This window comes from Cronobacter turicensis, from assembly GCF_041222865.1.
Classification (GTDB): domain Bacteria; phylum Pseudomonadota; class Gammaproteobacteria; order Enterobacterales; family Enterobacteriaceae; genus Cronobacter; species Cronobacter turicensis.
In genome coordinates, this window is record NZ_CP165997.1 from 3,916,447 (window position 1) to 3,943,151 (window position 26,705).

32 protein-coding genes are annotated in these 26,705 nt (G+C 55.9%); 15 read left to right on the forward strand and 17 right to left on the reverse strand.

The genetic code is table 11. The features are described 5' to 3' along the window. Positions 1-13 precede the first annotated feature (13 nt). The 5 genes from secG to rlmE form a co-directional block, all read right to left on the reverse strand. Positions 14-346: a preprotein translocase subunit SecG gene (secG, locus tag AB8W27_RS18700; RefSeq protein WP_007704983.1), complete on the reverse strand. Its 333-nt coding sequence runs from the start codon at positions 344-346 to the stop codon at positions 14-16. A 223-nt stretch (positions 347-569) separates the two neighbouring features. Beyond that, positions 570-1,907 carry a phosphoglucosamine mutase gene (gene glmM, locus AB8W27_RS18705; protein ID WP_012815020.1) on the reverse strand — a complete coding sequence of 446 codons (1,338 nt, stop codon included), beginning with the start codon at positions 1,905-1,907 and terminating at the stop codon, positions 570-572. Then, positions 1,900-2,748 carry a dihydropteroate synthase gene (folP, locus tag AB8W27_RS18710; RefSeq protein WP_041923117.1) on the reverse strand — a complete coding sequence of 283 codons (849 nt, stop codon included), beginning with the start codon at positions 2,746-2,748 and terminating at the stop codon, positions 1,900-1,902. The genes glmM and folP overlap by 8 nt, the downstream gene beginning before the upstream one ends. Positions 2,749-2,838: 90 nt before the next feature. Then, a complete protein-coding gene (gene ftsH, locus AB8W27_RS18715) occupies positions 2,839-4,773 on the reverse strand; it encodes an ATP-dependent zinc metalloprotease FtsH (RefSeq protein ID WP_041923116.1) in 1,935 nt (644 codons plus the stop codon). A gap of 56 nt (positions 4,774-4,829) precedes the next feature. Further along, positions 4,830-5,459, reverse strand: coding sequence for a 23S rRNA (uridine(2552)-2'-O)-methyltransferase RlmE (gene rlmE, locus AB8W27_RS18720; RefSeq protein ID WP_004385066.1), 630 nt, complete (start codon positions 5,457-5,459; stop codon positions 4,830-4,832). A 124-nt stretch (positions 5,460-5,583) separates the two neighbouring features. Here rlmE and yhbY point away from each other — a divergent pair, with 124 nt between their 5' ends. Then, positions 5,584-5,877 carry a ribosome assembly RNA-binding protein YhbY gene (gene yhbY, locus AB8W27_RS18725; protein WP_007704969.1) on the forward strand — a complete coding sequence of 98 codons (294 nt, stop codon included), beginning with the start codon at positions 5,584-5,586 and terminating at the stop codon, positions 5,875-5,877. Between the two features lie 220 nt (positions 5,878-6,097). Here yhbY and greA read toward each other — a convergent pair whose 3' ends face one another. Next, positions 6,098-6,574 (reverse strand): transcription elongation factor GreA, encoded by a 477-nt coding sequence (greA, locus tag AB8W27_RS18730; RefSeq protein ID WP_007766791.1) that lies wholly within the window; start codon positions 6,572-6,574, stop codon positions 6,098-6,100. 247 nt (positions 6,575-6,821) lie between these two features. On the opposite strand from greA, the gene dacB reads away from it, so the two are divergent. The 3 genes from dacB to pmrB are packed head-to-tail and all read left to right on the forward strand — an operon-like array spanning position 6,822 to position 9,981. Next, on the forward strand, positions 6,822-8,255 hold the full coding sequence (gene dacB, locus AB8W27_RS18735) for a serine-type D-Ala-D-Ala carboxypeptidase (protein WP_041923115.1): 1,434 nt from the start codon (positions 6,822-6,824) through the stop codon (positions 8,253-8,255). Positions 8,256-8,257: 2 nt separating this feature from the next. Beyond that, positions 8,258-8,920 carry a two-component system response regulator PmrA gene (pmrA, locus tag AB8W27_RS18740; protein WP_012815016.1) on the forward strand — a complete coding sequence of 221 codons (663 nt, stop codon included), beginning with the start codon at positions 8,258-8,260 and terminating at the stop codon, positions 8,918-8,920. Next, on the forward strand, positions 8,917-9,981 hold the full coding sequence (gene pmrB / locus AB8W27_RS18745) for a two-component system sensor histidine kinase PmrB (protein WP_041923114.1): 1,065 nt from the start codon (positions 8,917-8,919) through the stop codon (positions 9,979-9,981). Before pmrA ends, pmrB begins: the two co-directional genes overlap by 4 nt. Before the next feature lie 61 nt (positions 9,982-10,042). Here pmrB and cgtA read toward each other — a convergent pair whose 3' ends face one another. The 4 genes from cgtA to rplU form a co-directional block, all read right to left on the reverse strand. Beyond that, positions 10,043-11,215 carry an Obg family GTPase CgtA gene (cgtA, locus tag AB8W27_RS18750; RefSeq protein WP_012815014.1) on the reverse strand — a complete coding sequence of 391 codons (1,173 nt, stop codon included), beginning with the start codon at positions 11,213-11,215 and terminating at the stop codon, positions 10,043-10,045. Positions 11,216-11,231: 16 nt separating this feature from the next. Next, entirely contained in the window at positions 11,232-12,197 is a 966-nt protein-coding gene (locus tag AB8W27_RS18755) for a DMT family transporter (protein ID WP_012815013.1), read from the reverse strand. A gap of 94 nt (positions 12,198-12,291) precedes the next feature. After that, entirely contained in the window at positions 12,292-12,549 is a 258-nt protein-coding gene (gene rpmA / locus AB8W27_RS18760; RefSeq protein ID WP_004385076.1) for a 50S ribosomal protein L27, read from the reverse strand. Positions 12,550-12,568: 19 nt separating this feature from the next. Continuing rightward, a complete protein-coding gene (gene rplU / locus AB8W27_RS18765) occupies positions 12,569-12,880 on the reverse strand; it encodes a 50S ribosomal protein L21 (RefSeq protein WP_004385077.1) in 312 nt (103 codons plus the stop codon). A 257-nt stretch (positions 12,881-13,137) separates the two neighbouring features. Here rplU and ispB point away from each other — a divergent pair, with 257 nt between their 5' ends. Both ispB and sfsB read left to right on the forward strand, forming a co-directional pair. Further along, the gene (ispB, locus tag AB8W27_RS18770) at positions 13,138-14,109 is read left to right on the forward strand and encodes an octaprenyl diphosphate synthase (RefSeq protein WP_007766763.1); all 972 of its coding nucleotides are present in this window, start codon (positions 13,138-13,140) and stop codon (positions 14,107-14,109) included. Positions 14,110-14,430: 321 nt separating this feature from the next. Further along, positions 14,431-14,694, forward strand: a complete 264-nt coding sequence (gene sfsB, locus AB8W27_RS18775) for a DNA-binding transcriptional regulator SfsB (protein ID WP_012815011.1) — start codon at positions 14,431-14,433, stop codon at positions 14,692-14,694. Positions 14,695-14,807: 113 nt separating this feature from the next. On the opposite strand, the gene murA is transcribed toward sfsB, so the two are convergent. From murA to mlaF, 7 genes are all read right to left on the reverse strand, one after another. After that, positions 14,808-16,067, reverse strand: a complete 1,260-nt coding sequence (murA, locus tag AB8W27_RS18780) for a UDP-N-acetylglucosamine 1-carboxyvinyltransferase (RefSeq protein ID WP_007766757.1) — start codon at positions 16,065-16,067, stop codon at positions 14,808-14,810. A 52-nt stretch (positions 16,068-16,119) separates the two neighbouring features. Then, the gene (gene ibaG, locus AB8W27_RS18785) at positions 16,120-16,377 is read right to left on the reverse strand and encodes a BolA family iron metabolism protein IbaG (protein WP_007766754.1); all 258 of its coding nucleotides are present in this window, start codon (positions 16,375-16,377) and stop codon (positions 16,120-16,122) included. 124 nt (positions 16,378-16,501) lie between these two features. Continuing rightward, positions 16,502-16,804 (reverse strand): lipid asymmetry maintenance protein MlaB, encoded by a 303-nt coding sequence (gene mlaB / locus AB8W27_RS18790; protein ID WP_012815010.1) that lies wholly within the window; start codon positions 16,802-16,804, stop codon positions 16,502-16,504. Continuing rightward, positions 16,804-17,442: a phospholipid-binding protein MlaC gene (gene mlaC, locus AB8W27_RS18795; protein WP_012815009.1), complete on the reverse strand. Its 639-nt coding sequence runs from the start codon at positions 17,440-17,442 to the stop codon at positions 16,804-16,806. Before mlaC ends, mlaB begins: the two co-directional genes overlap by 1 nt. A 15-nt stretch (positions 17,443-17,457) precedes the next feature. After that, positions 17,458-18,009: an outer membrane lipid asymmetry maintenance protein MlaD gene (gene mlaD, locus AB8W27_RS18800; RefSeq protein ID WP_007766744.1), complete on the reverse strand. Its 552-nt coding sequence runs from the start codon at positions 18,007-18,009 to the stop codon at positions 17,458-17,460. Positions 18,010-18,012: 3 nt separating this feature from the next. Beyond that, the gene (gene mlaE, locus AB8W27_RS18805) at positions 18,013-18,795 is read right to left on the reverse strand and encodes a lipid asymmetry maintenance ABC transporter permease subunit MlaE (RefSeq protein WP_007766743.1); all 783 of its coding nucleotides are present in this window, start codon (positions 18,793-18,795) and stop codon (positions 18,013-18,015) included. A 7-nt stretch (positions 18,796-18,802) separates the two neighbouring features. Beyond that, positions 18,803-19,618, reverse strand: a complete 816-nt coding sequence (gene mlaF, locus AB8W27_RS18810; RefSeq protein ID WP_007766740.1) for a phospholipid ABC transporter ATP-binding protein MlaF — start codon at positions 19,616-19,618, stop codon at positions 18,803-18,805. A gap of 233 nt (positions 19,619-19,851) precedes the next feature. On the opposite strand from mlaF, the gene AB8W27_RS18815 reads away from it, so the two are divergent. The 9 genes from AB8W27_RS18815 (at position 19,852) to ptsN (ending at position 26,655) form a co-directional block, all read left to right on the forward strand. Further along, positions 19,852-20,829 carry a calcium/sodium antiporter gene (locus AB8W27_RS18815; RefSeq protein WP_041923112.1) on the forward strand — a complete coding sequence of 326 codons (978 nt, stop codon included), beginning with the start codon at positions 19,852-19,854 and terminating at the stop codon, positions 20,827-20,829. A gap of 14 nt (positions 20,830-20,843) precedes the next feature. Beyond that, a complete protein-coding gene (kdsD, locus tag AB8W27_RS18820; protein ID WP_012815005.1) occupies positions 20,844-21,830 on the forward strand; it encodes an arabinose-5-phosphate isomerase KdsD in 987 nt (328 codons plus the stop codon). A 15-nt stretch (positions 21,831-21,845) separates the two neighbouring features. Then, positions 21,846-22,412, forward strand: coding sequence for a 3-deoxy-manno-octulosonate-8-phosphatase KdsC (gene kdsC / locus AB8W27_RS18825; RefSeq protein WP_007766735.1), 567 nt, complete (start codon positions 21,846-21,848; stop codon positions 22,410-22,412). Then, positions 22,409-22,984 carry an LPS export ABC transporter periplasmic protein LptC gene (lptC, locus tag AB8W27_RS18830; protein ID WP_041923111.1) on the forward strand — a complete coding sequence of 192 codons (576 nt, stop codon included), beginning with the start codon at positions 22,409-22,411 and terminating at the stop codon, positions 22,982-22,984. Before kdsC ends, lptC begins: the two co-directional genes overlap by 4 nt. Next, complete coding sequence (gene lptA, locus AB8W27_RS18835; protein WP_007704909.1) at positions 22,953-23,510, forward strand: lipopolysaccharide ABC transporter substrate-binding protein LptA; 558 nt, start codon at positions 22,953-22,955, stop codon at positions 23,508-23,510. The genes lptC and lptA overlap by 32 nt, the downstream gene beginning before the upstream one ends. A 6-nt stretch (positions 23,511-23,516) precedes the next feature. Next, the gene (gene lptB / locus AB8W27_RS18840; RefSeq protein WP_007704907.1) at positions 23,517-24,242 is read left to right on the forward strand and encodes an LPS export ABC transporter ATP-binding protein; all 726 of its coding nucleotides are present in this window, start codon (positions 23,517-23,519) and stop codon (positions 24,240-24,242) included. A gap of 95 nt (positions 24,243-24,337) precedes the next feature. Continuing rightward, complete coding sequence (gene rpoN, locus AB8W27_RS18845) at positions 24,338-25,777, forward strand: RNA polymerase factor sigma-54 (RefSeq protein WP_007766729.1); 1,440 nt, start codon at positions 24,338-24,340, stop codon at positions 25,775-25,777. A 22-nt stretch (positions 25,778-25,799) separates the two neighbouring features. Then, complete coding sequence (hpf, locus tag AB8W27_RS18850; RefSeq protein WP_012815002.1) at positions 25,800-26,087, forward strand: ribosome hibernation promoting factor; 288 nt, start codon at positions 25,800-25,802, stop codon at positions 26,085-26,087. A gap of 82 nt (positions 26,088-26,169) precedes the next feature. Beyond that, complete coding sequence (gene ptsN / locus AB8W27_RS18855) at positions 26,170-26,655, forward strand: PTS IIA-like nitrogen regulatory protein PtsN (RefSeq protein WP_007766724.1); 486 nt, start codon at positions 26,170-26,172, stop codon at positions 26,653-26,655. Positions 26,656-26,705: the final 50 nt, after the last annotated feature.

Consider the following 26,705-nt stretch of genomic DNA (forward strand, 5'->3'; position numbering starts at 1 on the left):
CGAAGCTGACAAATTAACGCGGGATATCGCTGGTCGGCTTAGCCGGCGCTGCGGGCTGAGTCTGCTCAGTTTTTGCTGGCGCAGTCAGATTTTCCCACTCGCTTCCTTTACTGGTTTTGTTGCTGTTAATGTTACCCAGCACCAGGCTGATAATGAAGAACAGGGTTGCCAGCACAGCTGTCATACGGGTCATGAAGTTACCAGAACCACTTGAACCGAACAGCGTAGCAGAAGCGCCTGCGCCAAAAGAGGCTCCCATATCAGCGCCTTTACCTTGCTGCAGCATGATAAGACCGACAAGGCCCAGCGCTACAATAAGGAAAACTACCAAAAGAGCTTCGTACATAATCAACCTGTTCCTTGCGGGGTTACCGCAGCCAATTGCTTCAAACCAATAAAGCAGGGTATTTGTCATTCCCTACTGAAGCGGGTGTGAATACTAACGAAAGAGTTCTGGGCGCGCAAGTGCAATTTTACTGGCAAATGCTGACTGCGGAAAAAAACGGCAAATTGCGCTAAAACGACGATTTTAAAGGCGACTTTCGCCGCCTTTTTAAACATGCATGCGCTTAAACCGCTTTCACGGCATCCGCGATCCGATGCGCAAATTCCGTCACCTGCGCTTCGTCTTCGCCTTCTACCATCACGCGGATGAGCGGCTCGGTCCCGGATTTACGCAGCAGCACACGGCCGCGTTTACCCAGCGCCTGCTCGACATCCTCAGTCACCGCTTTCACGGTGGCGTGTTCCAGGGGATCGCCGCTGCCTGGCGTAAAGCGCACGTTGACCAGGATCTGTGGGAAGAGCTTCATACCGCTGCAAAGATCGTGCAAGCTCATATGATTGCGCGCAATCGCGGTTAATACCTGCAGCGCGGCCACAATGCCGTCGCCCGTCGTGGTTTTATCCAGCAAAATGACGTGGCCTGAGTTTTCCGCCCCGATGCGCCACCCTTTTTCCTGCATTTTTTCCAGTACGTAGCGGTCGCCCACTTTTGCACGCGCAAACGGAATGCCAAGCTGTTTGAGCGCAACTTCAAGCCCCATGTTGCTCATCAGTGTGCCGACCGCGCCGCCGCGCAGCTGTCCCTGACGCAGCCCTTCACGCGCAATGATGTACAGTATCTGGTCGCCATCAACTTTGTTGCCTTCATGGTCGACCATGATGACGCGGTCGCCGTCGCCGTCGAATGCGATACCCAGATCGGCCTTCTCGGCCACCACGCGCTCCTGCAGCAGGCGAACGTCTGTCGCGCCGCATTTCTCGTTGATGTTCAACCCGTCCGGCTCAGAGCCGATAGTAATAACGCGAGCGCCCAGCTCACGCAGCACGTTAGGCGCGATGTGATACGTCGCGCCGTTAGCGCAATCCACTACGATTTTCAGCGCGTTAAGGCTGAGCTCGTTCGGGAACGTGCCTTTACAGAATTCGATATAACGCCCCGCAGCATCCACAATACGGCTCGCTTTACCCAGCTCTGCGGAATCCACACAGCTGATTTCTTTCTCCAGCTCCGCTTCAATCGCTTCTTCTACCTCGTCCGGCAATTTTGTGCCTTCGATGGAGAAAAATTTAATCCCGTTGTCATAGAACGGGTTATGTGAGGCGGAGATAACAATCCCGGCTTCAGCACGGAAAGTTCGCGTCAGGTAAGCAACCGCAGGCGTCGGCATCGGCCCGGTGAACAGCGCCGAAAGCCCAGCCGCAGCCAGCCCCGCTTCCAGTGCGGATTCCAGCATATAGCCAGAAATACGGGTGTCCTTGCCGATAATGACTTTGCGGGAGCCGTGACGCGCCAGCACTTTGCCCGCCGCCCAGCCAAGTTTCAGGACAAAATCCGGGGTAATCGGCGCATCGCCCACGCGACCGCGAATGCCGTCTGTCCCAAAATATTTACGGTTACTCATAACATTTTTTATCCTTCGCTGAAAGAGTTGCTTCCACCACGCGCATCGCTTCGACGGTTTCTTTGACGTCATGAACCCGAATAATCTGCGCCCCCTGCATGGCCGCCATCACCGCGCAGGCAAGGCTTCCGGGCAGACGCTGATCGGGCCCGACATTAAGTAGTTGTCCAATCATCGACTTACGCGACATTCCCACCAGCAAAGGCATTTCGAAACGCTGGAATTCTGAAAGCCGGGCGAGAAGCTGGTAATTGTGGGTCAGATTTTTACCGAAACCGAATCCCGGGTCGAGTATGATTTTTTCTTTTGTAATGCCTGCCGCTTCGCAGCGGGCGATCTGTTGCTCAAAAAAACGCGTGACGTCGGCAAAAACATCTTCATAGTGCGGCGCCTGCTGCATCGTTTTCGGCTGGCCCTGCATATGCATCAGACACACCGGCAAACCGGTCTCTGCCGCCGCCTCAAGCGCACCAGGCTCCGTCAGCGAGCGAATATCGTTGATGATATGCGCGCCGACCCGCGCCGACTCGCGGATCACTTCTGGTTTAGACGTATCGACCGACACCCAGACCTCAAAACGCTGCGCCAGCGCTTCCACCACCGGCACCACGCGGGAAAGCTCTTCTTCCACACTCACTTCCGCCGCGCCAGGGCGCGTCGATTCTCCGCCTACGTCAATGATGGTCGCACCAGCGTTAATCATCGCATTGGCGTGTTTTACCGCCTCTGTCAGCGTGTTGTGCTGGCCACCATCGGAAAAAGAATCCGGCGTGACATTCAGGATCCCCATGACATGCGGATGAGAAAGTTCGAGCGTTGAGCCCTGAGCGAAGAGTTTCATTGCCATTCCCTTATGAACTTGAATGAACGAAAACAGAAAACCCCGGACAGGCCGGGGTTTTAATTAATGCAGCGGTGCTACAGCAGGCAATTATTTATCGCCAAACTGCTCAGACATGGTGTTGCCCGGGTTCGGCGTACGCGGTTCATCAACCGGACGCGGCGCACGCGGCGTACCATTGCTGTCAGAGTTGTTGTTGGCACCCGGATCTTCCCAACCCGCTGGCGGGCGAACATCACGGCGAGCCATCAGATCGTCGATTTGCGGCGCGTCGATGGTTTCATACTTCATCAGTGCGTCTTTCATGGCATGCAGGATGTCCATGTTATCGTTCAGGATCTGACGAGCGCGGTTGTAGTTACGTTCAATCAGGGCTTTAACTTCCTGATCGATGATACGCGCCGTTTCATCTGACATATGCTTGGCTTTTGCCACGCTGCGGCCCAGGAATACTTCACCTTCTTCTTCCGCGTACAGCAGCGGACCGAGTTTGTCGGAGAAGCCCCACTGGGTCACCATGTTACGGGCAAGGTTAGTCGCGACTTTAATATCGTTAGACGCACCGGTGGAGACATGCTCCGGCCCGTAGATAATCTCTTCCGCCAGACGACCGCCGTACAGCGTAGAAATCTGGCTTTCCAGCTTCTGACGGCTGGCGCTGATAGCGTCGCCCTCAGGCAGGAAGAACGTTACGCCCAGCGCGCGACCGCGCGGGATAATCGTCACTTTATGAACCGGATCGTGCTCTGGCACCAGACGGCCGATAATCGCATGGCCCGCTTCGTGATACGCGGTGGATTCTTTCTGCGCTTCCGTCATCACCATGGAGCGGCGTTCCGCGCCCATCATGATTTTGTCTTTCGCTTTTTCGAACTCAACCATCGAAACGACACGTTTGTTGCCGCGCGCGGCAAACAGCGCCGCTTCGTTGACCAGGTTAGCAAGATCAGCACCGGAGAAGCCAGGCGTACCGCGCGCAATGATTGCCGCGTCGATATCCGGCGCCAGCGGTACGCGACGCATGTGCACTTTCAGGATCTGTTCGCGACCACGCACGTCCGGCAGACCAACCACGACCTGACGGTCGAAACGGCCTGGACGCAGCAGCGCAGGGTCAAGCACGTCAGGACGGTTAGTCGCCGCGATGACGATAATGCCTTCGTTGCCTTCAAAACCATCCATTTCAACCAGCATCTGGTTTAGGGTCTGCTCACGTTCATCGTGACCGCCGCCAAGACCGGCGCCACGCTGGCGACCCACGGCATCGATTTCATCGATAAAGATGATGCACGGCGCCGCTTTTTTAGCTTGTTCGAACATGTCGCGAACACGGGACGCGCCCACACCCACGAACATTTCTACGAAGTCAGAACCGGAAATGGTAAAGAACGGCACTTTCGCCTCGCCCGCGATAGCTTTCGCCAGCAGGGTTTTACCAGTACCCGGCGGGCCGACCATGAGGACGCCCTTCGGAATTTTACCGCCCAGCTTCTGGAAACGGCTCGGCTCGCGCAGGTATTCCACCAGCTCGGCGACTTCCTCTTTCGCTTCGTCGCAGCCTGCCACGTCAGCGAAAGTGGTTTTAATCTGATCTTCCGTCAACATGCGCGCTTTGCTTTTGCCGAACGACATGGCGCCTTTGCCACCGCCGCCCTGCATCTGGCGCATAAAGAATATCCAGACCCCAATCAGCAACAGCATCGGGAACCAGGAGATGAAGATAGTGGCCAGCAGGCTCTGCTCTTCAGGCGGTTCGCCGACAACTTTTACGTTTTTAGTCAGCAGGTTATCAAGGAGTTTGGGATCGTTTACGGGAATATAAGTCGTGTATCGGTTACTATCTTTCTTGGTAACGTTGATTTCACGTCCATTGATACGCGCTTCGCGAACCTGGTCCTGGTTAACTTCTTGCAGGAAGGTAGAGTAATCCACCCTACGGCCACTCGACTCGCTGGGCCCAAAGCTCTGGAATACTGACATCAGCACAACTGCGATGACCAGCCAGAGTATTAGGTTTTTCGCCATGTCACTCAAGGGATTAACCTCATATTACAACTGTGTTAACAAACAGCGTCAGGGTACTATAGTTTGCGCCCGGTCGCTACAATGTACACTTCACGTGAACGGGCACGAGAAGAGTCCGGTTTACGAACTTTCACCTTCGTAAACAGGGAGCGAATTTCCCGCAGGTACTCATCGAAACCTTCGCCCTGAAACACCTTCACTACAAAACTGCCGCCCGGCGCCAGGACATCCCGACACATCTCAAGCGCCAGTTCCACCAGATACATGGCGCGGGGGATATCTACAGCCGGAGTCCCGCTCATGTTCGGTGCCATATCTGACATGACAACCTGTACTTTACTGTCACCCACGCGTTCAAGTAACGCTTTCATGACTAATTCATCACGAAAGTCGCCCTGAAGGAAGTCCACACCAACGATAGGATCCATTGGTAAAAGATCGCAAGCGATAATACGGCCTGCTCCTCCGATTTGCGTGACTACATACTGTGACCATCCGCCAGGCGCGGCGCCAAGATCGACAACCGTCATTCCTGGTTTAAAAATCTTGTCACTTTGCTGTATTTCATCAAGTTTAAACCAGGCACGGGAACGTAACCCTTTTTTCTGCGCCTGTTGAACATATTTATCGCTAAAGTGTTCCTGTAGCCAGCGACTGGAGCTGGCAGAACGCTTTTTACCTGTCATTTCACATTCCATCCGGGTTCATCGTGAGCCGCAGGCTCAAAAACCCACGTATTGCCATTTGGCGATAATTGGGAGATGGCGGTAGAATGACCCGTTTTCAATCCCAACGTAAGCAAAAAATACGATGAATCTGAGTACTAAACAAAAACAGCACCTGAAAGGTCTCGCCCATCCGCTCAAGCCGGTGGTTATGCTTGGCAACAATGGTTTGACCGAAGGGGTACTGGCCGAGATTGAACAAGCGCTTGAGCACCATGAGTTAATCAAGGTGAAGATCGCCACCGAAGACCGCGAAACTAAAACCCTGGTTGTGGATGCCATCGTGCGTGAAACCGGCGCCTGTAATGTACAGGTCATCGGAAAAACGCTGGTGCTCTACCGCCCGTCAAAGGAACGTAAAATTTCGCTGCCCCGCTAAGCTGTGGGTTTTGCGAGCGATCGCAGAAGCCGCAAACTACAGGCAAGGGTGCAAAATGCCACGCTCCGATTGTTGATAAAAGGCCGCTTAGCGGCCTTTTTCCTTTCTTTACAATCTGAACGGCATTGCTGTCATGTCGGTTGAGGTGAATCGCACAAATCAGCCAGTTTGACTATCAGGCGTGTCTCTTACCGAAAAAACAGCCGTTCAGAGGCTGGCGTTAGAGATAATCGACTTTGATAATCTCAAATTCAACCTGCCCGCCCGGGGTATTAATGGTCACCACGTCGTCCAGCTCTTTACCCACCAGACCACGCGCGATAGGCGAGTTCACCGAAATGAGATTCTGTTTGAAGTCTGCTTCGTCGTCGCCAACGATGCGGTACGTCTGCTCTTCATCAGTATCCAGGTTCAGTACCGTAACGGTAGAGCCGAAAATCACACGGCCATTGTTAGGCATCTTGGTGATATCAATCACCTGAGCATTCGACAGCTTCGCTTCGATATCTTTAATACGCCCTTCGCAGAAACCCTGTTGCTCGCGAGCAGCATGGTATTCGGCATTTTCTTTCAGATCGCCATGCTCGCGGGCATCGGCGATAGCGGCGATGATTTCCGGACGACGCACGGATTTCAGATACTCCAGCTCTTCGCGTAATTTCTCAGCGCCACGTAAGGTCATCGGAATAGGTTGCATTTGTTATACCTCTCACTGTCCTGTTAAGAACGGTTCACAGCCCGCTCCGGCTGCACGCCAACCCGGAAAACCTTCCAGTCCCGGACGGCAAACAAAAGAAAACTGACCCGGAGACAAAGCCCCAGGTCAGGAACGATTTTGCAATTTGATACGTATTTTACCCTGAAGTTCCCGAAGGGTCATCGTTTACTTTGCAGGGCGATGCGCCTTAGTATGACGGCACGTTTCCAGCTGTTACCGCGAGATTATGCGATTTTCCAGATTTGCTGTCGGATTGACCACCAGTGTAGCCCTGAATGCCAGTGCCGCCAATGTTGAAGAGTATATCAATCAGTTACCCGCCGGCGCGAATCTCGCCCTGATGGTGCAAAAAGTCGGAGCCAGCTCCCCTGAGATTGATTTTCACAGCCAGCAGATGGCGTTGCCTGCCAGTACGCAAAAAGTGATTACTGCGCTGGCCGCGCTATTGCAGCTTGGGCCAGACTACCGCTTCACCACCACGCTCGAGAGCCGTGGCGATGTTCGCGATGGCGTGCTTGATGGCGATTTAATTGCGCGTTTCACCGGCGACCCAACCTTTAAGCGTCAGGATATGCGCAATATGGTGACGGCGCTGAAAAAAGCGGGGGTTCAGCAAATAAAAGGAAACGTGCTGATCGATACCTCCGCTTTCGCAAGCCATGATAAAGCGCCCGGCTGGCCGTGGAACGACATGACACAATGCTTCAGCGCCCCGCCGTCTGCCGCCATCGTCGATCGCAACTGTTTTTCGGTATCGCTCTACAGCGCGCCGCAGGCGGGCGAACCGGCATTTGTGCGTATCGCCTCTTATTATCCGGTCACCGTCTACAGCCAGGTAAAAACCCTGCCGCGCGGATCGTCGGAAGCGCAGTATTGCGAGCTGGACGTGGTGACAGGCGATCTGAACCGTTATACGTTGACAGGCTGCATGACGCAGCGCGCCGATCCGCTGCCGCTGGCCTTCGCGATTCAGGATGGCGCAGGCTATGCCGGCGCGATACTGAAAGCGGAGCTGAAACAAGCGGGCATTACCTATAACGGCACGTTGCTGCGCCAGACGCAGCCCAACGAGCCGGGGACGGTTATCGCGAGCCGCCAGTCTCCCCCGCTGCACGATCTCCTGCGCGTAATGTTAAAGAAATCCGACAATATGATCGCCGACACGGTGTTTCGCACCATCGGGCGTAATTTCTACGGCGTACCCGGCACCTGGCGCGCAGGCTCTGACGCCGTTCGCCAGATCCTGCGTCAGAAGGCGGGCGTGGATCTAGGCAATACCATCGTGGTGGATGGTTCCGGTCTGTCGCGCCATAATCTGATAGCGCCTGCGACGATGATGCAGGTGCTGCAATACATCGCCCGCAACGACAGCCAGCTGAATTTTATCTCTATGCTGCCGCTGGCGGGGCATGACGGATCTCTGCTGTACCGCGCGGGTCTCCATGAGGCAGGCGTTGACGGCAAAGTTTCCGCCAAAACCGGCTCGCTGCAAGGGGTTTATAACCTGGCAGGCTTTATTACGACGGCCAGCGGACAGCGCATGGCGTTTGTTCAATATCTTTCCGGTTATGCCGTAGAGCCTACCGATCAGCGCAACCGCCGTATTCCGCTGGTGCGCTTTGAGAGCCGACTCTACCGCGACCTTTACCAGAATAATTAACGATGAAACTGCTGATAGTCGAAGATGATCTGCTGTTACAGGAAGGACTGGCGCTCGCGCTCGGCAACGAGGGCTATGCGCTGGATTGTGCCGCGAATGCCACCGAAGGCGACGCCCTGCTCCAGAGCGGCGAGTACAGCCTGATTATTCTCGATTTAGGCCTGCCGGACAAAGACGGCGCCACGCTGCTTAGCCAGTGGCGCCGAAGCGGCGTCACAACCCCGGTGCTTATCCTCACGGCGCGCGACGCGCTGGAAGATCGCGTCAGCGGGCTTGATGCGGGCGCGGATGACTATCTGGTCAAGCCCTTTGCGCTGGCGGAACTTCACGCCCGGGCGCGGGCGCTGATTCGCCGTTATCAGGGCCATAGCGACAATCTGCTACAGCACGACGACATTACGCTCAACCTGCAAACGCAGCAGGTATTGCTCCAGGGACTGCCCGTAGAAGTGACGCCGAAAGAGTTCGCGTTACTCACCCGCCTGATGATGCGTATCGGCCAGACGGTGCATCGTGAAACCCTGCAACAGGATATCTACAGCTGGCAGGACGATCCCAGCTCCAATACGCTGGAAGTGCATATCCATAACCTGCGCCGTAAGCTTGGCAAAACCCGCATCCGCACCATACGTGGCGTGGGCTACCGGCTGGAGCGCCTTTCATGAACAGCATGCGCCGTCGGCTGATGCTGATGCTTGCGCTTATTCTGCTTTTCTTTCAGCTGATTAGTGTTATCTGGCTCTGGCACGAAAGCCGCGAACAGATAAGTTTTCTGGTGAATGAAACGCTGTCAGCCAAATCCCGTACCCATCATGTCGAGAAAGAGATCCGCGAGGCGATCGCCTCTCTGCTGGTGCCGTCCCTGGTAATGGTCGGATTTACCCTGTTCTTCTCTTTTTGGGCCGTCACGTGGATAACCCGCCCGCTCAGTCAGCTTAGCCGGACACTCGCCAGGCGCTCAGCGGATAATCTCTCTCCCGTGCCCGTCGATTCCGCAATGGAAGAGATAAGCGCGGTGACGCTCTCGCTTAACCAGCTTTTTTCACGGCTCGATCACACTATCCAGCAGGAGCGTCTGTTCACGGCGGATGCGGCCCATGAGCTACGCACGCCGCTGGCGGGTATTCGCCTGCATCTGGAGCTGATGGAGCAATCTGGCGTCTCTCAGGCCACACCATTGCTCGCACGTATCGATCGCCTGATGCATACCGTTGAACAACTGCTGATGCTGTCGCGCGCGGGCCAGGCGCTGGCGAGCGGGCATCATGAAACGCTGTGCTGGAATGAAGATATTCTTACGCCGCTACACAGTGAACTGGACGAGCTGGCGGGACAGCGCGGGCAGCATATTGTCTGGCCTCATGACGAGACGACATTGCGCGTTCAGGGTGATGCGGTGTTGCTGCGCCTGATGCTGCGAAATCTGCTGGAAAACGCGTCGCGGTACAGTCCTGAGCAAAGCTGCATTGAGGTGCGGTTATCTTCTGACGAGGGCGGCAGCCGCCTGACCGTAATCGATGAAGGCCCAGGGATCCCGCAGGCGCAGCGTGAGGCGATTATCGAGCCTTTCCGGCGGCTGGATCAGCGCTATGGCGGCAGCGGCCTGGGGCTGAGCATTGTGCAGCGTATTGTGCATCTGCATCGCGGCAAGTTAATTCTGGAAGATGGGCCGAACGGCGGACTTATGGCTTCATGCTGGCTACCGGAAGAGATTAACCAGTCATAACCAGGCGGAACGTTTAAAGGTTCATGCCATTAAAAAAGGCCGGTTTCCCGGCCTTTTTCTTTTAACGCTGATACACGATTTCGACGCCTTCGTCGTCATCTTCGTCCCAGTCGTCATCCCACTCTTCTTCTGCTTCCGCTTCCATCTCTTCGAGTTGCTGGCGATGATAGTCATCCCACATAAACTCGACTTTTTCTGGCTGCTTCTCTTCTGTTTCGTGGACCACCGGGTTTTCGATGATGAAGTGCATCACGTCCCAGCAGAGATCTTTCACGTTCATCTGGCTCGCGGCGGAGATCAGATAATATTTTTCGTCCCAGCCCAGCGCTTCGGCGATAGCTTTCGCTTTTGCTTCCGCTTCTTCACGGCTCAGCAGGTCGATTTTATTGAAGACCAGCCAGCGCGGCTTGGAAGCCAGCTTCTCGCTGTACTTCTCAAGCTCGCCCACGATAATACGGGCGTTTTCTGCCGGATCAGAGCCGTCGATCGGATCGAGATCGATCAGGTGCAGCAGTACGCGGCAACGCTCAAGGTGCTTCAGGAAGCGAATACCGAGGCCTGCGCCTTCTGCCGCGCCTTCGATAAGACCCGGAATATCGGCGACTACAAAGCTTTTTTCGTTATCCATACGCACGACGCCAAGGCTTGGCACCAGCGTGGTAAACGGATAATCCGCCACTTTCGGCTTCGCCGCGGAGACCGCGCGAATAAACGTGGATTTACCGGCGTTCGGCATACCCAGCATACCGACGTCTGCGAGCAGCATCAGTTCCAGCTGCAGATCGCGTTTCTCGCCTGGCGTGCCCATGGTTTTCTGGCGCGGAGTACGGTTAACGGAAGATTTGAAGCGGGTGTTGCCAAGGCCGTGCCAGCCGCCCTTCGCCACCATCAGACGCTGACCGTGTTTGGTCATGTCGCCCATCGTTTCGCCCGTACCTTGATCGATAACGCGCGTCCCGACCGGCACTTTGACCGTCACGTCTTTACCGCGTTTACCGGTGCAGTCGCGGCTCTGGCCGTTCTGACCACGCTCGGCGCGGAAGGATTTCTCGAAGCGGTAATCGATAAGGGTATTGAGGTTCTCGTCAGCCTCAAGCCAGACGTCGCCACCATCACCGCCATCGCCGCCGTCAGGGCCGCCTTTCGGGATATATTTTTCACGACGGAAGCTTACGCAGCCGTTACCGCCGTCACCCGCCACGACCAGGATCGCAGCTTCATCAACAAACTTCATTTTACTTCTCCGTAATTCATTCGCCCGAGCGGGGGATGACTCCAACCGCTTCGTTTTTGCGCCACCGCCCCCAAAGACGGTGACCAATGGCGGAATACATCGCACCCGCAACCACGACAAACGCACCGAGATAACCCAACAGGTTTAACATCGGTCTGGCGAAGAAATCGGGCCAGGCAACAGATAACACATCTGAAAATATTAAGGTAAACAGTGGGGTAAGCGTAATAATGGCGCTCACCTGCGCCGCCTGCCATCTCGCCATCGCTTCCGCCAGCGCGCCATACCCCACCAGGGTATTCAGGCCGCAAAAAATCAGGCAGGCCAGTTGCCACGAACTCAACTGAAACAGCACGTCAGGCTTCGCCAGCGGCAACAGCGCAATAGTACATAAAGTGTACAGCAAAAAGAGGATCTGTTGCGAGGCCAGACGACGCAGCAGCACCTTCTGCGCCACGCCATAGCTGACCCAGACTGTCGCCGCGCCAACCCCGAATATCACACCCCACGTGTAATCCGTCAGGCGCGTAAAGATCTCTATAAGGCTGGTGTTGAAAAACATCACCAACCCGCAAAGCAGCATTATTGCCCCAATGATCTGCGTGCCACGCATCTTCTCCTTAAGGATCAGAACGCTTGCCACCATCATTCCGACCGGTGAAAGCTGACCGATCACCTGCGATGCCGTAGGGCTAAGATATTGCAGGGAAGAACTGAACAGAATGAAGTTACCGAAGAGACCACCTGTCGCTATCGCGAGCAACACCAGCCAGCGCGGTTTACGAAACAAGCCCATCGGCGGCAGCCTGCCTTTGATGGCAAGGATCAGACCAAGCCCGATGCCCGCCATCAGAAAGCGGTAAAACACCACGGTGGGCGGCTCCATCACTTCCAGTACCTGCTTCATTGCAATTGGCAGCGCACCCCAGCACATTGCGGTCGTAAGCGCCAAAAGAATACCAATGCCGGCCTGCTGCTTCATGCCCGTTTCCCTACAGAAAGATTACCGGGTTTCCAATGTAAAAAGCCCCGCAACAGGTTGCGGGGCTTTAATCCGTTACCGGACCGAGAAAACCTTACTCAGCAACGATGCTGATGTATTTACGGTTGTTCGGGCCTTTAACTTCAAATTTCACTTTACCGTCTGCTTTAGCAAACAGAGTGTGGTCACGACCGCAACCTACGTTGTTGCCAGCGTGGAATTTGGTGCCACGTTGACGAACAATGATGCTACCCGCCAGAACGGACTCGCCACCGAAACGCTTAACGCCAAGGCGTTTAGCTTCTGAATCGCGACCGTTACGTGTGGAGCCGCCAGCCTTTTTATGTGCCATTTAAATCTCTCCTCAGGTCTTAGGCGCTGATGCCAGTAATTTTCACATCAGTGAACCACTGACGGTGGCCCTGCTGCTTGCGGTAGTGTTTACGACGACGAAACTTAACGATTTTAACTTTCTCGCCACGACCGTGAGCAACAACTTCAGCTTTGATTACGCCGCCATCAACGAAAGGAACGCCGATTTTGACATCTTCACCGTTTGCGATCATCAGAACTTCAGCGAACTCAACAGTTTCGCCAGTTGCGATGTCCAGCTTTTCCAGGCGAACGGTCTGACCTTCGCTTACTCGGTGTTGTTTACCACCACTTTGGAAAACCGCGTACATATAAAACTCCGCTTCCGCGCACGCCTTCTGCATGATCAGAGTGCGCTATAAATATTCACAATAGGGCGCGAATATTACGCAAATCGGGACGCTTTGACAAGCCCGTTTGTTGTTCGGTGCGGAAAAAAAACACAACCGTGACGGCGGCGTTTATCTGCCGCGTTTTTCCGGTACAATCTGTACTACATTTAGAATCCACGATCCTTACCTTCTCCCTTACAGACTGTGGTAAACAGGACGATAGCCAGACTTTTGCGATGAATTTAGAAAAAATTAATGAGTTAACCGCGCAAGATATGGCCGGTGTCAACGCGACCATCCTTGAACAGCTCAATTCCGACGTACAGCTTATCAATCAGCTGGGCTATTACATTGTCAGCGGCGGCGGCAAACGCATTCGCCCGATGATCGCGGTGCTCGCTGCGCGCGCACTGGGTTATGAGGGGAAAGCGCATGTCACTATCGCCGCGCTCATTGAATTTATCCACACCGCCACGCTGCTGCATGACGACGTGGTGGATGAATCGGATATGCGTCGCGGAAAAGCAACGGCGAATGCCGCCTTCGGCAACGCCGCCAGCGTTCTGGTGGGAGATTTTATTTACACCCGCGCGTTTCAGATGATGACGAGCCTGGGATCGATCAAAGTGCTTGAAGTGATGTCCGAAGCAGTCAACGTGATCGCTGAAGGCGAAGTGCTTCAGTTGATGAACGTGAACGATCCCGACATCACCGAAGAGAGCTACATGCGCGTTATTTACAGCAAAACCGCACGGCTCTTCGAGGCGGCGGCGCAGTGTTCCGGCATCCTGGCAGGCGCCAGCGAAGCGCAGGAGCGCGCATTGCAGGATTATGGCCGCTATCTTGGCACCGCATTCCAGCTGATCGACGATCTGCTGGATTACAGCGCTGATGGCGAACGCCTCGGTAAAAACGTCGGTGACGATCTTAACGAAGGCAAACCGACGCTTCCGCTGCTGCACGCGATGCACAACGGTACGCCGGCGCAGGCGCAGATGATCCGCGAGGCGATCGAACAAGGCAACGGGCGTCATCTGTTGGATCCGGTGCTGGAAACGATGGCGGCCTGCGGCTCGCTGGAGTGGACGCGCACGCGTGCTGAAGAAGAAGCAGATAAAGCCATCGCCGCGCTTGAAATTCTCTCCCCTTCCCCCTGGCGCGACGCCCTGATTGCGCTGGCGCATATGTCGGTCCAGCGCGACCACTAACGCTACTCCGCGCCAGCTGGCGCGGAAATATTTCCGCTTTTATCACTGTGCGTTATGAAAGCGAAGCCCATAAAATTTCCCATAACGCCTGTCTGTTTTCTCTTCTTTTCTGTTACACCTCTTCAGGATCGCCCGCGCCGAGACACGGATCGTTTCGTTCATCAGCCATTTCAGTACTTACATTTTCTTTGTGGTTATAAGCACACTTTTGAATACGACCAAAACTAACTGGAACCATTTAGAAAATTTTGTGTTATAAATGATCAATCAGTTCCCCCCGGGAACTGCACAGGGGTTTTAATGCCGTAACAGGGAGGAAGCATGGAACGTAAGTTTATCGACTGGCACCCCGCCGATATTGTCGCCGCGCTACGCAAGAAAGGCTCATCACTGGCCGCGGAGTCTCGTAAAGCAGGCCTGAGTTCATCAACACTCGCCAATGCGCTGACGCGCCCCTGGCCGCGCGGCGAGAAAATCATTGCCGAGGCGCTGGGCACCGAGCCGTGGATCATCTGGCCTTCACGCTATCACGATCCGATCACACACGAATTTATCGATCGCTCGCGTTTGATTCGTCATCGCTGACGCCGCCGAAATCACCGCTTTTCCTCAATCCATAAAAAAAAGCCTGCCGGGAGCGGCTGAGTATCAGCGTTCCCGACAGGCTTATCGCAGGCTCTGCACTGGCGGAGCAGGCGTTATTCGCCTTTTATGCGCTCAATGTTCGCACCCAACGCACGCAGCTTATCTTCGATGCCTTCATAACCGCGATCGATGTGATAAATGCGATCCACAACGGTGGTGCCTTCCGCGATGCAACCCGCCAGCACCAGGCTTGCAGATGCGCGCAGATCAGTCGCCATCACCTGAGCGCCGGAAAGTTTCTCAACGCCGTGGCAAATGACCGTATTGCTTTCGATTTCCGCATGCGCGCCCATACGGATAAGCTCCGGCACGTGCATAAAACGGTTTTCAAAAATGGTCTCGGTAATAACGCCGGTTCCTTCCGCTACCAGGTTCAGCAGTGTGAACTGCGCCTGCATATCCGTCGGGAAAGCCGGGTGCGGCGCCGTGCGCACGTTTACCGCTTTCGGGCGTTTGCCGTGCATATCGAGGCTGATCCAGTCTTCGCCAGTTTCGATATCGGCACCGGCTTCGCGCAGTTTCGCCAGCACCGCATCCAGCGTGTCAGGACGCGTATTGTGGCACATCACTTTACCGCCGGAGATCGCTGCGGCCACCAGGAACGTCCCGGTCTCGATGCGGTCCGGCAGAACGCGATAGACCCCGCCGCCCAGGCGCTCAACGCCTTCGATAGTGATCTTATCGGTACCCTGACCGGTGATTTTCGCACCGAGGGTATTGAGGAAATTCGCGGTATCGACAATCTCCGGCTCGCGCGCGGCGTTTTCGATAACCGTGGTGCCTTCGGCGAGCGTCGCGGCGGACATAATGGTAACGGTGGCGCCAACGCTCACTTTATCCATCACGATATGCGCGCCTTTCAGACGGCCCTGGACAGACGCTTTGACATAGCCTTCTTCCAGTTTGATTTCCGCGCCCAGCTGCTCAAGACCGGTAATGTGTAAATCGACCGGACGCGCGCCGATAGCGCAGCCGCCCGGCAGAGAGACCTGGCCCTGACCGAAACGCGCCACCAGCGGGCCAAGCGCCCAGATAGAGGCGCGCATGGTTTTCACCAGTTCATACGGCGCACAGAAGATATTGACCTGGCTTGCATCGATCCAGACGGAGCCGTTACGCTCCACTTTGGTCCCGAGCTGGCTCAGCAGCTTCATGGTGGTATCGATATCTTTAAGCTTCGGTACGTTTTGAATTTCTACAGGCTCTTCAGCCAGCAAGGCGGCAAAAAGGATCGGCAGAGCGGCATTTTTCGCCCCTGAGATCGTCACTTCGCCGGAAAGGCGGCCTGACCCCTGCACACGGAATTTATCCATCAGAACTGTTCTCTGTTATTCAATCAATTGCTGTCGGCGTAACGCCCACAGCTCAAAAACCGTTGAGTTTGCGCTCGCGTTCCCATTCCTGGGGCGTAAACGTTTTGATGGAGACCGCATGAATGCGGTTATCGGCGATGAACTCCATCAGCGGGCCGTAGACCGCCTGCTGTTTCTTCACGCGGCTCATGGCACCAAACAGCTCACCCACAGCAATGACCTGAAAGTGGCTGCCATCGCCGGAGGAGACGTGGACTTCCTGGAGAGGCAGTGCATTCATCAGCACCGTCTGAATTTCATGATTTTCCATGGGCTTTATTCATTATTCAGTGAAAACAGCCCAACATCTTAGAGCAAAGTGGCGCTGTCTTAAACAAGCAAAAAAGCCCCGCCGGGGACACGGACGGGGCTTTATCAGTAACGTGCTGAAAATATTAGTCTGTCGAGGTCGGCAGAAGGTTTTCCGGCAGGTTGTAAAGTTTCGCAAGCGTCGTCAGATTCTCGCTCATTCCTTCAAGCTTCACGCCACGTCCGCCCGCCTGGGTCAGCGCCACCAGATGCACCAGCAGCGCCAGCCCGGCAGTATCGACGCGGGCGAGGCCGCTCAGATCGATGCGCTGCAAGCCGTCAGTGAGAGACTGCCGTTGCTCCCATAGGGGCAGCAGCGTTTCGCGATCCAGGGTGCCGTTTAAGCGCAACTGCGCTCCTTGACGCTCCCAGTCCAGTTCCGCGGACATTACTGTTTCTGATCCAGCGTAATCGGCTGACGAGAAATGGATTTCAACTGCTCGGTCAGGCCGTCGATGCCTTTCTGGCGCAGCAGATCGCTCCACTCATTCTGTTTGGTCGTAATCATGCTCACGCCTTCGGCGATCATGTCATACGCCTGCCAGTGACCGGTCTGGCTGTTTTTACGCCACTGAAAATCCAGACGTACCGGCGGACGACCGTTCGGATCGACGATGGTGACGCGAATCGGCACGATATTAGCGTCGCCCAGCGGCTGCTCCGGCGCAATCTGGTAAGTCTGGCCGTGGTACATCGCCAGTGCCTGACCGTAGGCCTGTTTCAGGTATTCGCGAAACGCAGCGAAATAGGCTTCACGCTGCGCCGGGGTCGCTTCTTTGTAATAGCGGCCCAGCACCAGCGCGCCGGCGTATTTCACCTGGACATACGGCAGCAGTTCCTGATCGACAATATCGCGCAGGTAGTTCGGGTTCTGACGGATTTGCGGCTGTTCATTTTTCAGACGGTCAAACGTTTTCTTTGCCGCCTCGTCCATCAGCTTATACGGGTTGGATTGATCCGCCGCGGCAGCAGCAGTGGCAAGCGGTGCAATCACCAGCATGGCGACCATTAAAAGACGTTTAAACATATCCGTTTCTCCTGATTAGTTCGTCGCGCCGGCAGGCGGCGTCGCGTTATCCGGTTGGGCGGCAGTGCCCTGCTCACCGCCCTCTTTCTGGTTGTCGCCGCTGTTGCTCTTATAGAGGAACTGGCCAATCAGATCTTCAAGCACCATAGCGGATTTGGTGTCCTGAATGGTGGCGCCATCCTTAAGGATAGTGGTTCCCAGCTCAGGATCTTCAAAACCGACGTTCAGCGCCAGATATTGCTCCCCCAGCAGGCCGGAAGTTCGAATCGCCAGCGAGCTGGTATCGGGAATATGATCGTAGCGCTGTTCGATATCCATCGCGACGCGCGGCAGGTAGGTTTTCGGATCCAGCGTGATGTCGGAAACGCGGCCAATCACCACGCCGCCAATGCGTACCGGCGAGTGCGATTTCAGGCCGCCGATATTATCAAAGGTGGCATAAAGCCGGTATGTCGGTTCAGCCCGCAGCGAGGTGACATCCGCCACTTTCAGACAAATGAACAGCGCGGCCAGCAGCGCCACGAGCATAAAAGCGCCAACCCAAATCTCAAATTTCTTCGTTTGCATGCGTTAGTTCCCAAACATCAATGCGGTAAGCACAAAATCAAGGCCAAGCACGGCCAGTGAAGCGTGCACAACGGTACGTGTAGTTGCCCGGCTGATCCCGGCCGACGTCGGGATCGCGTCGTAACCGTTAAATAACGCAATCCAGGTCACCGTAATGGCAAACACCACGCTTTTAATCAAACAGTTAATCAGGTCCATACGCCAGTCGACGGCGTCCTGCATGGCGGACCAGAAAAAGCCGGCATCGATGCCTTTCCAGTTCACGCCGACCAGCGACCCGCCCCAGACGCCCACCGCCACGAAAATAACCGTCAGCAGCGGCAGTGAAATCACGCCCGCCCAGAAGCGCGGTGAAATCACGCGGCGCAGCGGATCGACCGCCATCATCTCCATGCTGGAGAGTTGCTCGGTCGCTTTCATCAGCCCGATTTCCGCCGTCAGCGCCGAACCGGCGCGACCGGCGAACAGGAGCGCGGCGACAACCGGCCCCAGCTCACGCAGCAGCGACAGCGCCACCAACATGCCGAGGCTCGTTTCCGCGCCGTAAGTAGTGAGTACCAGATAGCCCTGCAGGCCCAGCACCATCCCGATAAACAGCCCCGAGACGATGATGATAATCATCGACAGGACGCCCACGTGATAGAGCTGGCGCACCAGCAGCGGGCCGTGTTTGCGAAACTCCGGCTTGCCGACGATGGCATTGAATAACATCAGGCCGGCGCGGCCGAAGGAGGCGCTGAATTTAAGCCCGCGTTGCCCCATCGACGCCAGTAAATTTAACAGCATGAGCAGACTAACTCCCTGTTGGCGAAATCAGATCGTGGTGATAATCCCCGGCGGGATAGCGGAAAGGCACCGGCCCGTCGGCGATGCCGTCGAGGAACTGGCGCACGCGTGGATCGGCATTCTCTTGTAACGCCTGGGCGCTGCCCTGCGCGACAATCCGTTTGTCGGCGACGATATACGCATAATCCGCAATGCTCAGGACTTCCGGCACGTCATGCGACACCACCACACAGGTGACGCCAAGCGCGCTGTTCAGCTCGGAAATCAGCTTCACCAGCACACCCATGGTAATGGGGTCCTGACCGACGAATGGCTCGTCGAACATAATGAGATCCGGCTCCAGCGCAATAGCGCGCGCCAGCGCGGCGCGACGCGCCATGCCGCCAGAGAGTTCAGAAGGCATCAGCTTTGCGGCGCCGCGCAGCCCTACGGCTTCAAGCTTCATCATCACCGTGCTGCGCAGCAGCGGCTCCGGCAGACGGGTATGCTCGCGCAGCGGGTAGGCGACGTTTTCAAAGACGTTCAGATCGGTAAACAGCGCGCCGGACTGGAACAGCATGCTCATGCGCTTGCGCACTTCATAAAGCCGCGAGCGGGACATGGCGGGAATATTTTCGCCATCAAACAGGATTTCGCCGCAGTCAGGCGCGATTTGCCCGCCAATCAGGCGCAGCAGCGTGGTTTTACCAATCCCTGACGGCCCCATAATGGCCGTTACCTTACCGCGCGGGACGGTAAGCGAGATATTATCAAAAATAGATCGGTTGCCGCGCGTAAAGCTCACGCCGCGCACGTCAATCAATGTCTCACCGATCTGGCTCATCAACGCATCCTTCAAGGTTCGCAGAGTTGTTCATAATGGCGCCAGTCGACACCGCAAAGGGGGTATTTTTACAGAATATCCCCGTATGAGGTTAGCGAAAGCTGGCATTTGTTTTACTTTTGGCGCGCATCTGGTCAAAATTAAGAGTTTACTTCGTTCCTTAACGATCCGTATGCGCGGCCAGCAACTCAGGCACAGTGGACCGGCGATTATACCTGAAGAAAGGACTTTGCATGCTTTTAGCTACGGCGCTGTTGATTATTGGTTTGCTATTGGTGGTCTATAGCGCCGATCGTCTGGTTTTCGCCGCCTCGCTACTCTGCCGCAGTCTGGGCGTGCCGCCATTGCTGATTGGCATTACCGTGGTGGGTATCGGCACCTCTCTGCCTGAAATGATTGTTTCCGTCGCCGCCGCGCTGCATGGCGAAACCAGCCTCGCCATCGGCACAGCGATAGGGTCGAATATCACTAATATTTTGCTGATAGCCGGCTTAACGGCGCTGCTGCGCCCGCTGGCGGCGCACTCGTCGGTGCTGCGCCGCGAACTCTCCGCCATGCTGATTGTCAGCGCGCTGGCGGGTCTGGTGCTGTGGGATGGCGAACTCACCCGCGCCGAAGGCATCTGGCTGTTGCTCATCGCCGCCGCCTATTTATGGTTTATCATCCGCCTGGCTCGCCGGGCCGAGCGTCAGGGGAATGACAGCCTGACGCGCGAACAGCTTGCCGAACTGCCCCGCGAAGGCGGACGCTCGGTCGCGTTTCTCTGGCTTGGCGTAGCGCTCATTATTATGCCCATGGCGACGCGCATGGTGGTGGATAACGCCACCGTCCTGGCCCACGGTTTCGCCATCAGCGAGCTGACGGTCGGCCTGACCGCGATTGCTATCGGCACCAGCCTGCCGGAACTGGCGACCGCTATCGCGGGCGCGCGAAAAGGTGAAGACGATATCGCCATTGGCAATATCATCGGCTCGAATGTTTACAATCTGGCTATCGTGCCTGGCCTGCCCGCGCTGCTGGCGCCCGGTCATTTCGATCCGTTGGCTTTCACGCGCGATTACGGCGTTATGCTGCTGGTCAGCGTTATTTTCGTGATGCTGTGCTGGCGTCCTGAGCGGTATCTCGGTAAAAAAACCGGCGCCGGATTATTATGTGGGTTTATCGTTTGGATGGTGATGCTGTTCTGGGCGTCGCCGCGTCTTGTTGGATGAATCGGAATCGCATTATGTCGCAACTAGATTTACCGCCAGGTTTTGACTTTGAACAGGCCGGGAAAGATGTCCTGACTATTGAGCGCGCCGGCCTGGAACATCTGGATCAATACATTAACGCCGACTTTGCCCGCGCCTGCGAAAGCATGTTCTACTGCCGCGGCAAAGTCGTGGTCATGGGCATGGGCAAATCGGGGCACATCGGAAAAAAAATAGCGGCCACGCTCGCCAGTACCGGCACGCCGTCGTTCTTTGTGCATCCGGCGGAGGCGAGCCACGGCGATTTAGGCATGGTAAGCGCGCAGGATATCGTAATTGCGATTTCCAACTCCGGCGAGTCCAACGAAATCCTGGCGCTCATCCCGGTGCTGAAACGCCTTCAGGTGCAGCTTATCTGTATGACGGGCCGTCCGGAGAGCGCGATGGCCAAAGCGGCGGATATCCATCTGTGCATAAAAGTGCCGCAGGAAGCGTGCCCGCTCGGCCTTGCGCCGACGACCAGCACGACCGCGACGCTGGTTATGGGTGATGCGCTCGCGGTCGCGCTGCTGAAAGCGCGCGGCTTTACGCCAGAAGATTTCGCGCTCTCGCACCCTGGCGGCGCGCTCGGGCGTAAGCTGCTGCTGCGGGTTAACGACATCATGCATACCGGTGATGAAATCCCGCACGTCAGCAAAGAGGCTTCTCTGCGCGATGCGCTTCTGGAAATCACCCGCAAGAATCTTGGCATGACGGTTATTTGCGATGACCTGATGAAAATCGACGGCGTCTTTACCGATGGCGACTTGCGCCGCGTCTTCGATATGGGCGGCGATCTGCACCAGATGAAGATTGTCGATGTCATGACGCCAGGCGGTATCCGGGTGCGTCCGGGGACGCTCGCAGTCGATGCGCTTAACCTGATGCAGTCGCGCCATATTACTTCCGTCATGGTGGCTGATGGCGACCAGTTGCGCGGTGTGATACATATGCATGATTTGCTGCGCGCAGGCGTGGTGTAACAAAGGAAAGGTTTAATGAGTAACCCTGATGGCGCCATCTCTACCTGCTATGGGCCGGTGAGCGCGCAGATCATTGCGCGGGCGGCGCAAATCCGCCTGCTGATTCTGGATGTCGACGGCGTGATGTCCGACGGCCTGATTTACATGGGCAACAGCGGCGAAGAGTTAAAAGCCTTCAACGTGCGCGACGGCTACGGCATTCGCTGCGCGCTGACGTCCGGCATTGAGGTCGCGATTATCACCGGACGTAAAGCGAAACTGCTGGAAGATCGCTGCGAGACGCTCGGCATTACGCATCTTTACCAGGGGCAATCCGATAAGCTCATCGCTTACCGGCAACTGCTGGAAAAGCTGGCGCTTTCTCCAGAAAATGTGGCTTATGTCGGCGATGATTTGATTGACTGGCCGGTAATGGCGCAGGTCGGGCTAAGCGTCGCGGTAGCGGATGCGCATCCGCTGCTCACGCCGAAAGCCGATTACGTCACCCATATTGCAGGCGGCCGCGGCGCGGTGCGCGAAGTGTGCGATCTCCTGCTGCTGGCGCAGGGCAAACTAGATGAGGCCATAGGGCAATCCATATGAGTAAGACCAGACGCTGGGTAATTATCCTGCTGGCGCTGGCCGCGCTGGTGCTGATTGGCATTAACCTGGCCGATCAGGATGAGGCCGGCCCAACGACGGTAAACAGCAACGAGCCGACCTATCAGAGCGAGCAGTCGAATACCGTTGTCTATAGCCCGGAAGGCGCGCTGAACTACCGCCTGGTCGCGCAACACGTTGAATATTTTTCCGAAGACGGCGTCTCCTGGTTTACACAGCCGGTAATGACCACCTTCGATGCCAATAAAGTGCCGACCTGGTCGGTCAAGGCGGATCGTGCCAAACTGACCAATGACAGGATGCTCTATCTCACCGGTCATGTGGAAGTGAACGCGCTGACGCCCGATTCACAGTTACGCAAAATTACGACCGACAAGGCGGAGATTAACCTGGTCACCCAGGACGTTACCTCTGATACGCTTGTTACTCTTTACGGCACCAGCTTTAATTCCAGCGGCCTGAAAATGCGCGGGAACCTTCGCAGCAAAAATGCCGAGCTGATTGAAAAGGTTAGAACCTCCTATGAAATCCAGAATAAACAAACTCAGCCTTAATCTCGTACTGACCAGTACGCTGCTGGCGGCAGGCTTCCCGGCGTTCGCGCTGACGGGCGATACCGAACAGCCTATCCACATTGAATCTGACCAGCAGTCGCTGGATATGCAGGGCAATGTCGTCACCTTCACCGGTAATGTCGTGGTAACGCAGGGCACGATTAAAATCAACGCCGATAAAGTCGTCGTGACGCGCCCGAGCGGTGATAAAGGCAAAGAGGTGATTGACGGTTACGGCAATCCGGCCACGTTCTACCAGATGCAGGACAACGGCAAACCGGTGAAAGGCCACGCCTCCACAATGCACTACGAGTTGCAAAGCGATTTCGTGGTGCTGACCGGCAACGCCTATCTTGAGCAGCTCGACAGCAACATCAAAGGCGACAAAATCACGTATCTCGTGAAAGAGCAGAAGATGCAGGCGTTCAGCGAGAAAGGCAAACGCGTCACCACCGTACTGGTGCCATCGCAGCTGCAAAATAAAGACGGCGCCGCTCAGGCGCCGGCCCAGAAAAAGAGTAATTAAACCCCTATGGCAACCCTCATTGCGAAACACCTGGCAAAAGCCTACAAAGGCCGCCGCGTAGTGGAAGATGTCAGCCTGACGGTAAATTCAGGCGAGATTGTCGGCCTGCTTGGCCCCAACGGCGCGGGCAAAACCACGACGTTCTATATGGTGGTGGGCATCGTTCAGCGCGACGCGGGCGACATCATCATTGATGATGAAGATATCAGCCTGCTGCCGCTGCACGCCCGCGCGCGTCGCGGCATCGGCTATCTGCCGCAGGAAGCGTCGATTTTCCGCCGCCTGAGCGTCTATGACAACCTGATGGCCGTCCTGCAAATTCGCGACGACCTCAGCACCGAGCAGCGCGAAGATCGCGCCAAAGAGCTGATGGAAGAGTTTCACATCGACCATCTGCGCGACAGCCTCGGCCAGTCGCTCTCCGGCGGTGAACGCCGTCGCGTCGAGATTGCCCGCGCGCTGGCCGCGAACCCGAAATTCATTCTGCTTGATGAACCGTTCGCCGGCGTCGACCCGATTTCGGTCATCGACATTAAACGCATCATTGAGCATCTGCGCGACAGCGGCCTCGGCGTGCTGATTACCGACCACAACGTGCGTGAAACGCTGGCGGTCTGCGAGCGCGCTTACATCGTCAGCCAGGGCCACCTTATCGCCCACGGCACCCCTGAAGATATCCTGCAGGACGAACAGGTTAAACGCGTATACCTTGGGGAAGAGTTCAGACTCTGATAGGGTAGAGCAACAGGCAGAAACGGCGCGCTACCCGGCGCGCCCTGCCGCAACAGGTCTTTTGACGTTTACACCTGAGGATTTTTGCTCTGAATATGAAGCAAGGTTTGCAACTAAGGCTAAGCCAACAGCTCGCCATGACGCCGCAGTTGCAGCAGGCCATCCGCTTGTTGCAATTGTCCACGCTGGAGCTTCAGCAGGAGCTGCAACAGGCGCTGGAGAGCAATCCCCTGCTTGAGCAAACCGACATTCACGACGAAATTGCCACTCAGGAAACGCAGGACAGCGAAGGGCTGGATACTGCCGAAGCGCTGGAACAAAAAGAGATGCCCGACGAGCTGCCGCTTGACGCCAGCTGGGATGAAATCTACACCGCGGGCACCCCGTCTGGCACCGGCACTGACTATATCGATGACGAGCTGCCGGTTTATCAGGGCGAAACCACCCAGAGCCTGCAGGATTACCTGATGTGGCAGGTGCAGTTAACGCCCTTTACTGATACCGATCGCGCCATCGCCACGGCGATTGTCGATGCGGTGGACGATACCGGCTATCTCACCGTAACGGTGCAGGATATTCTCGACGGCATGGGCGATAACGATGACGACATCGGCCCTGAAGAGATCGAAGCCGTACTCAAGCGCGTTCAGCGTTTCGATCCGGTAGGCGTCGCCGCCCGCGATCTGCGCGACTGCCTGTTGATCCAGCTTTCGCAGTTTAGCGCCGAAACCCCTTTTCTCGCGCAGGCGCGCCAGATCGTCAGCGATCACCTCGATCTGCTGGCCAATCATGATTTCCGCAGCCTGATGCGTGTCACACGCCTTAAAGAAGACGTGCTGAAAGAAGCGGTCAATCTTATTCAGTCGCTCGATCCGCGCCCCGGACAGTCGATCCAGACCGGCGAGCCGGAATATGTCATCCCGGACGTGCTGGTGCGCAAGCATAACGGCCGCTGGACGGTCGAACTCAATGCCGACAGCATCCCCCGGCTCAAAATCAATCAGCAGTACGCCGCCATGTCTGGCAGCGCGCGTAACGAATCCGACAGCCAGTTCATCCGCAGCAATCTTCAGGAAGCTAAATGGCTTATCAAAAGTCTGGAGAGCCGTAACGACACGCTGCTGCGCGTCAGCCGTTGCATCGTCGAACAGCAGCAAGCGTTCTTCGATCAGGGCGAAGAGTATATGAAGCCGATGGTGCTGGCCGATATTGCTCAGGCGGTTGAGATGCATGAATCCACCATCTCCCGCGTCACCACGCAAAAATATCTGCACAGCCCGCGCGGCATCTTTGAATTAAAGTATTTTTTCTCAAGCCACGTGAACACTGAGGGCGGCGGCGAAGCCTCGTCCACGGCAATCCGCGCGCTGGTGAAAAAGTTGATTGCAGCGGAAAACCCCGCGAAACCCTTAAGCGACAGCAAGCTAACGTCTATGCTGTCAGAACAAGGAATCATGGTGGCCCGCCGTACCGTTGCGAAGTATCGAGAATCTTTATCCATACCGCCGTCAAATCAGCGCAAACAGCTGGTCTGACCCAACCGATAAGGAAGACACTATGCAGCTCAACATCACAGGACATAACGTCGAAATTACTGAAGCGTTGCGCGACTTCGTTAACGCCAAGTTCGCCAAGCTGGAGCAGTATTTCGAAAGGATTAATCAGGTCTATATTGTGCTGAAGGTGGAAAAGGTGACCCAAATCGCCGACGCCACCCTGCATGTGAACGGCGGGGAGCTGCATGCCAGTTCGGAAGGGCAGGATATGTACGCCGCGATTGACGGTTTGATTGATAAACTGGCGCGGCAGCTCACTAAACATAAAGATAAACTGAAACAACATTAATTGTCCGGGCGTTGCGCTGGGACATCGGCGGCTCGCGGCCCGTGCGGCGAGCCGCCGCACCAGAAAACGCTTAGGTGAAATTATGATGAATAATGATACGGCTCTGCCATTGAGCAATGTTTTAAACCAGGAATGCACCCGCAGCGGCGTACACTGCCAGAGCAAAAAACGCGCCCTGGAGATTATCAGCGAGCTGGCGGCAAAGCAGCTCAGCCTGCCGCCGCAGGTCGTCTTTGAAGCGATCCTCACCCGTGAGCGGATGGGCAGTACCGGAATTGGCAACGGCATCGCCATTCCGCACGGCAAACTTGAAGAAGATACGCTGCGCGCCGTCGGCGTTTTCGTCCAGCTCGAAACGCCCATCCCTTTCGACGCCATTGATAACCAGCCCGTCGATTTACTCTTTGCATTGCTGGTGCCGGCAGATCAAACCAAAACGCATCTGCATACGCTCTCTCTGGTGGCCAAAAGACTGGCGGACAAAACGATTTGTCGCCGTCTGCGCGCCGCGCAAAGCGATGAAGAGCTCTACCAGATAATCACTGAAACCAGTGAAGAGAATGAATGACCGTGCCGAGAGGCACAACCCAGGAGGCACCGGTTACCCGGTCTGAAGTG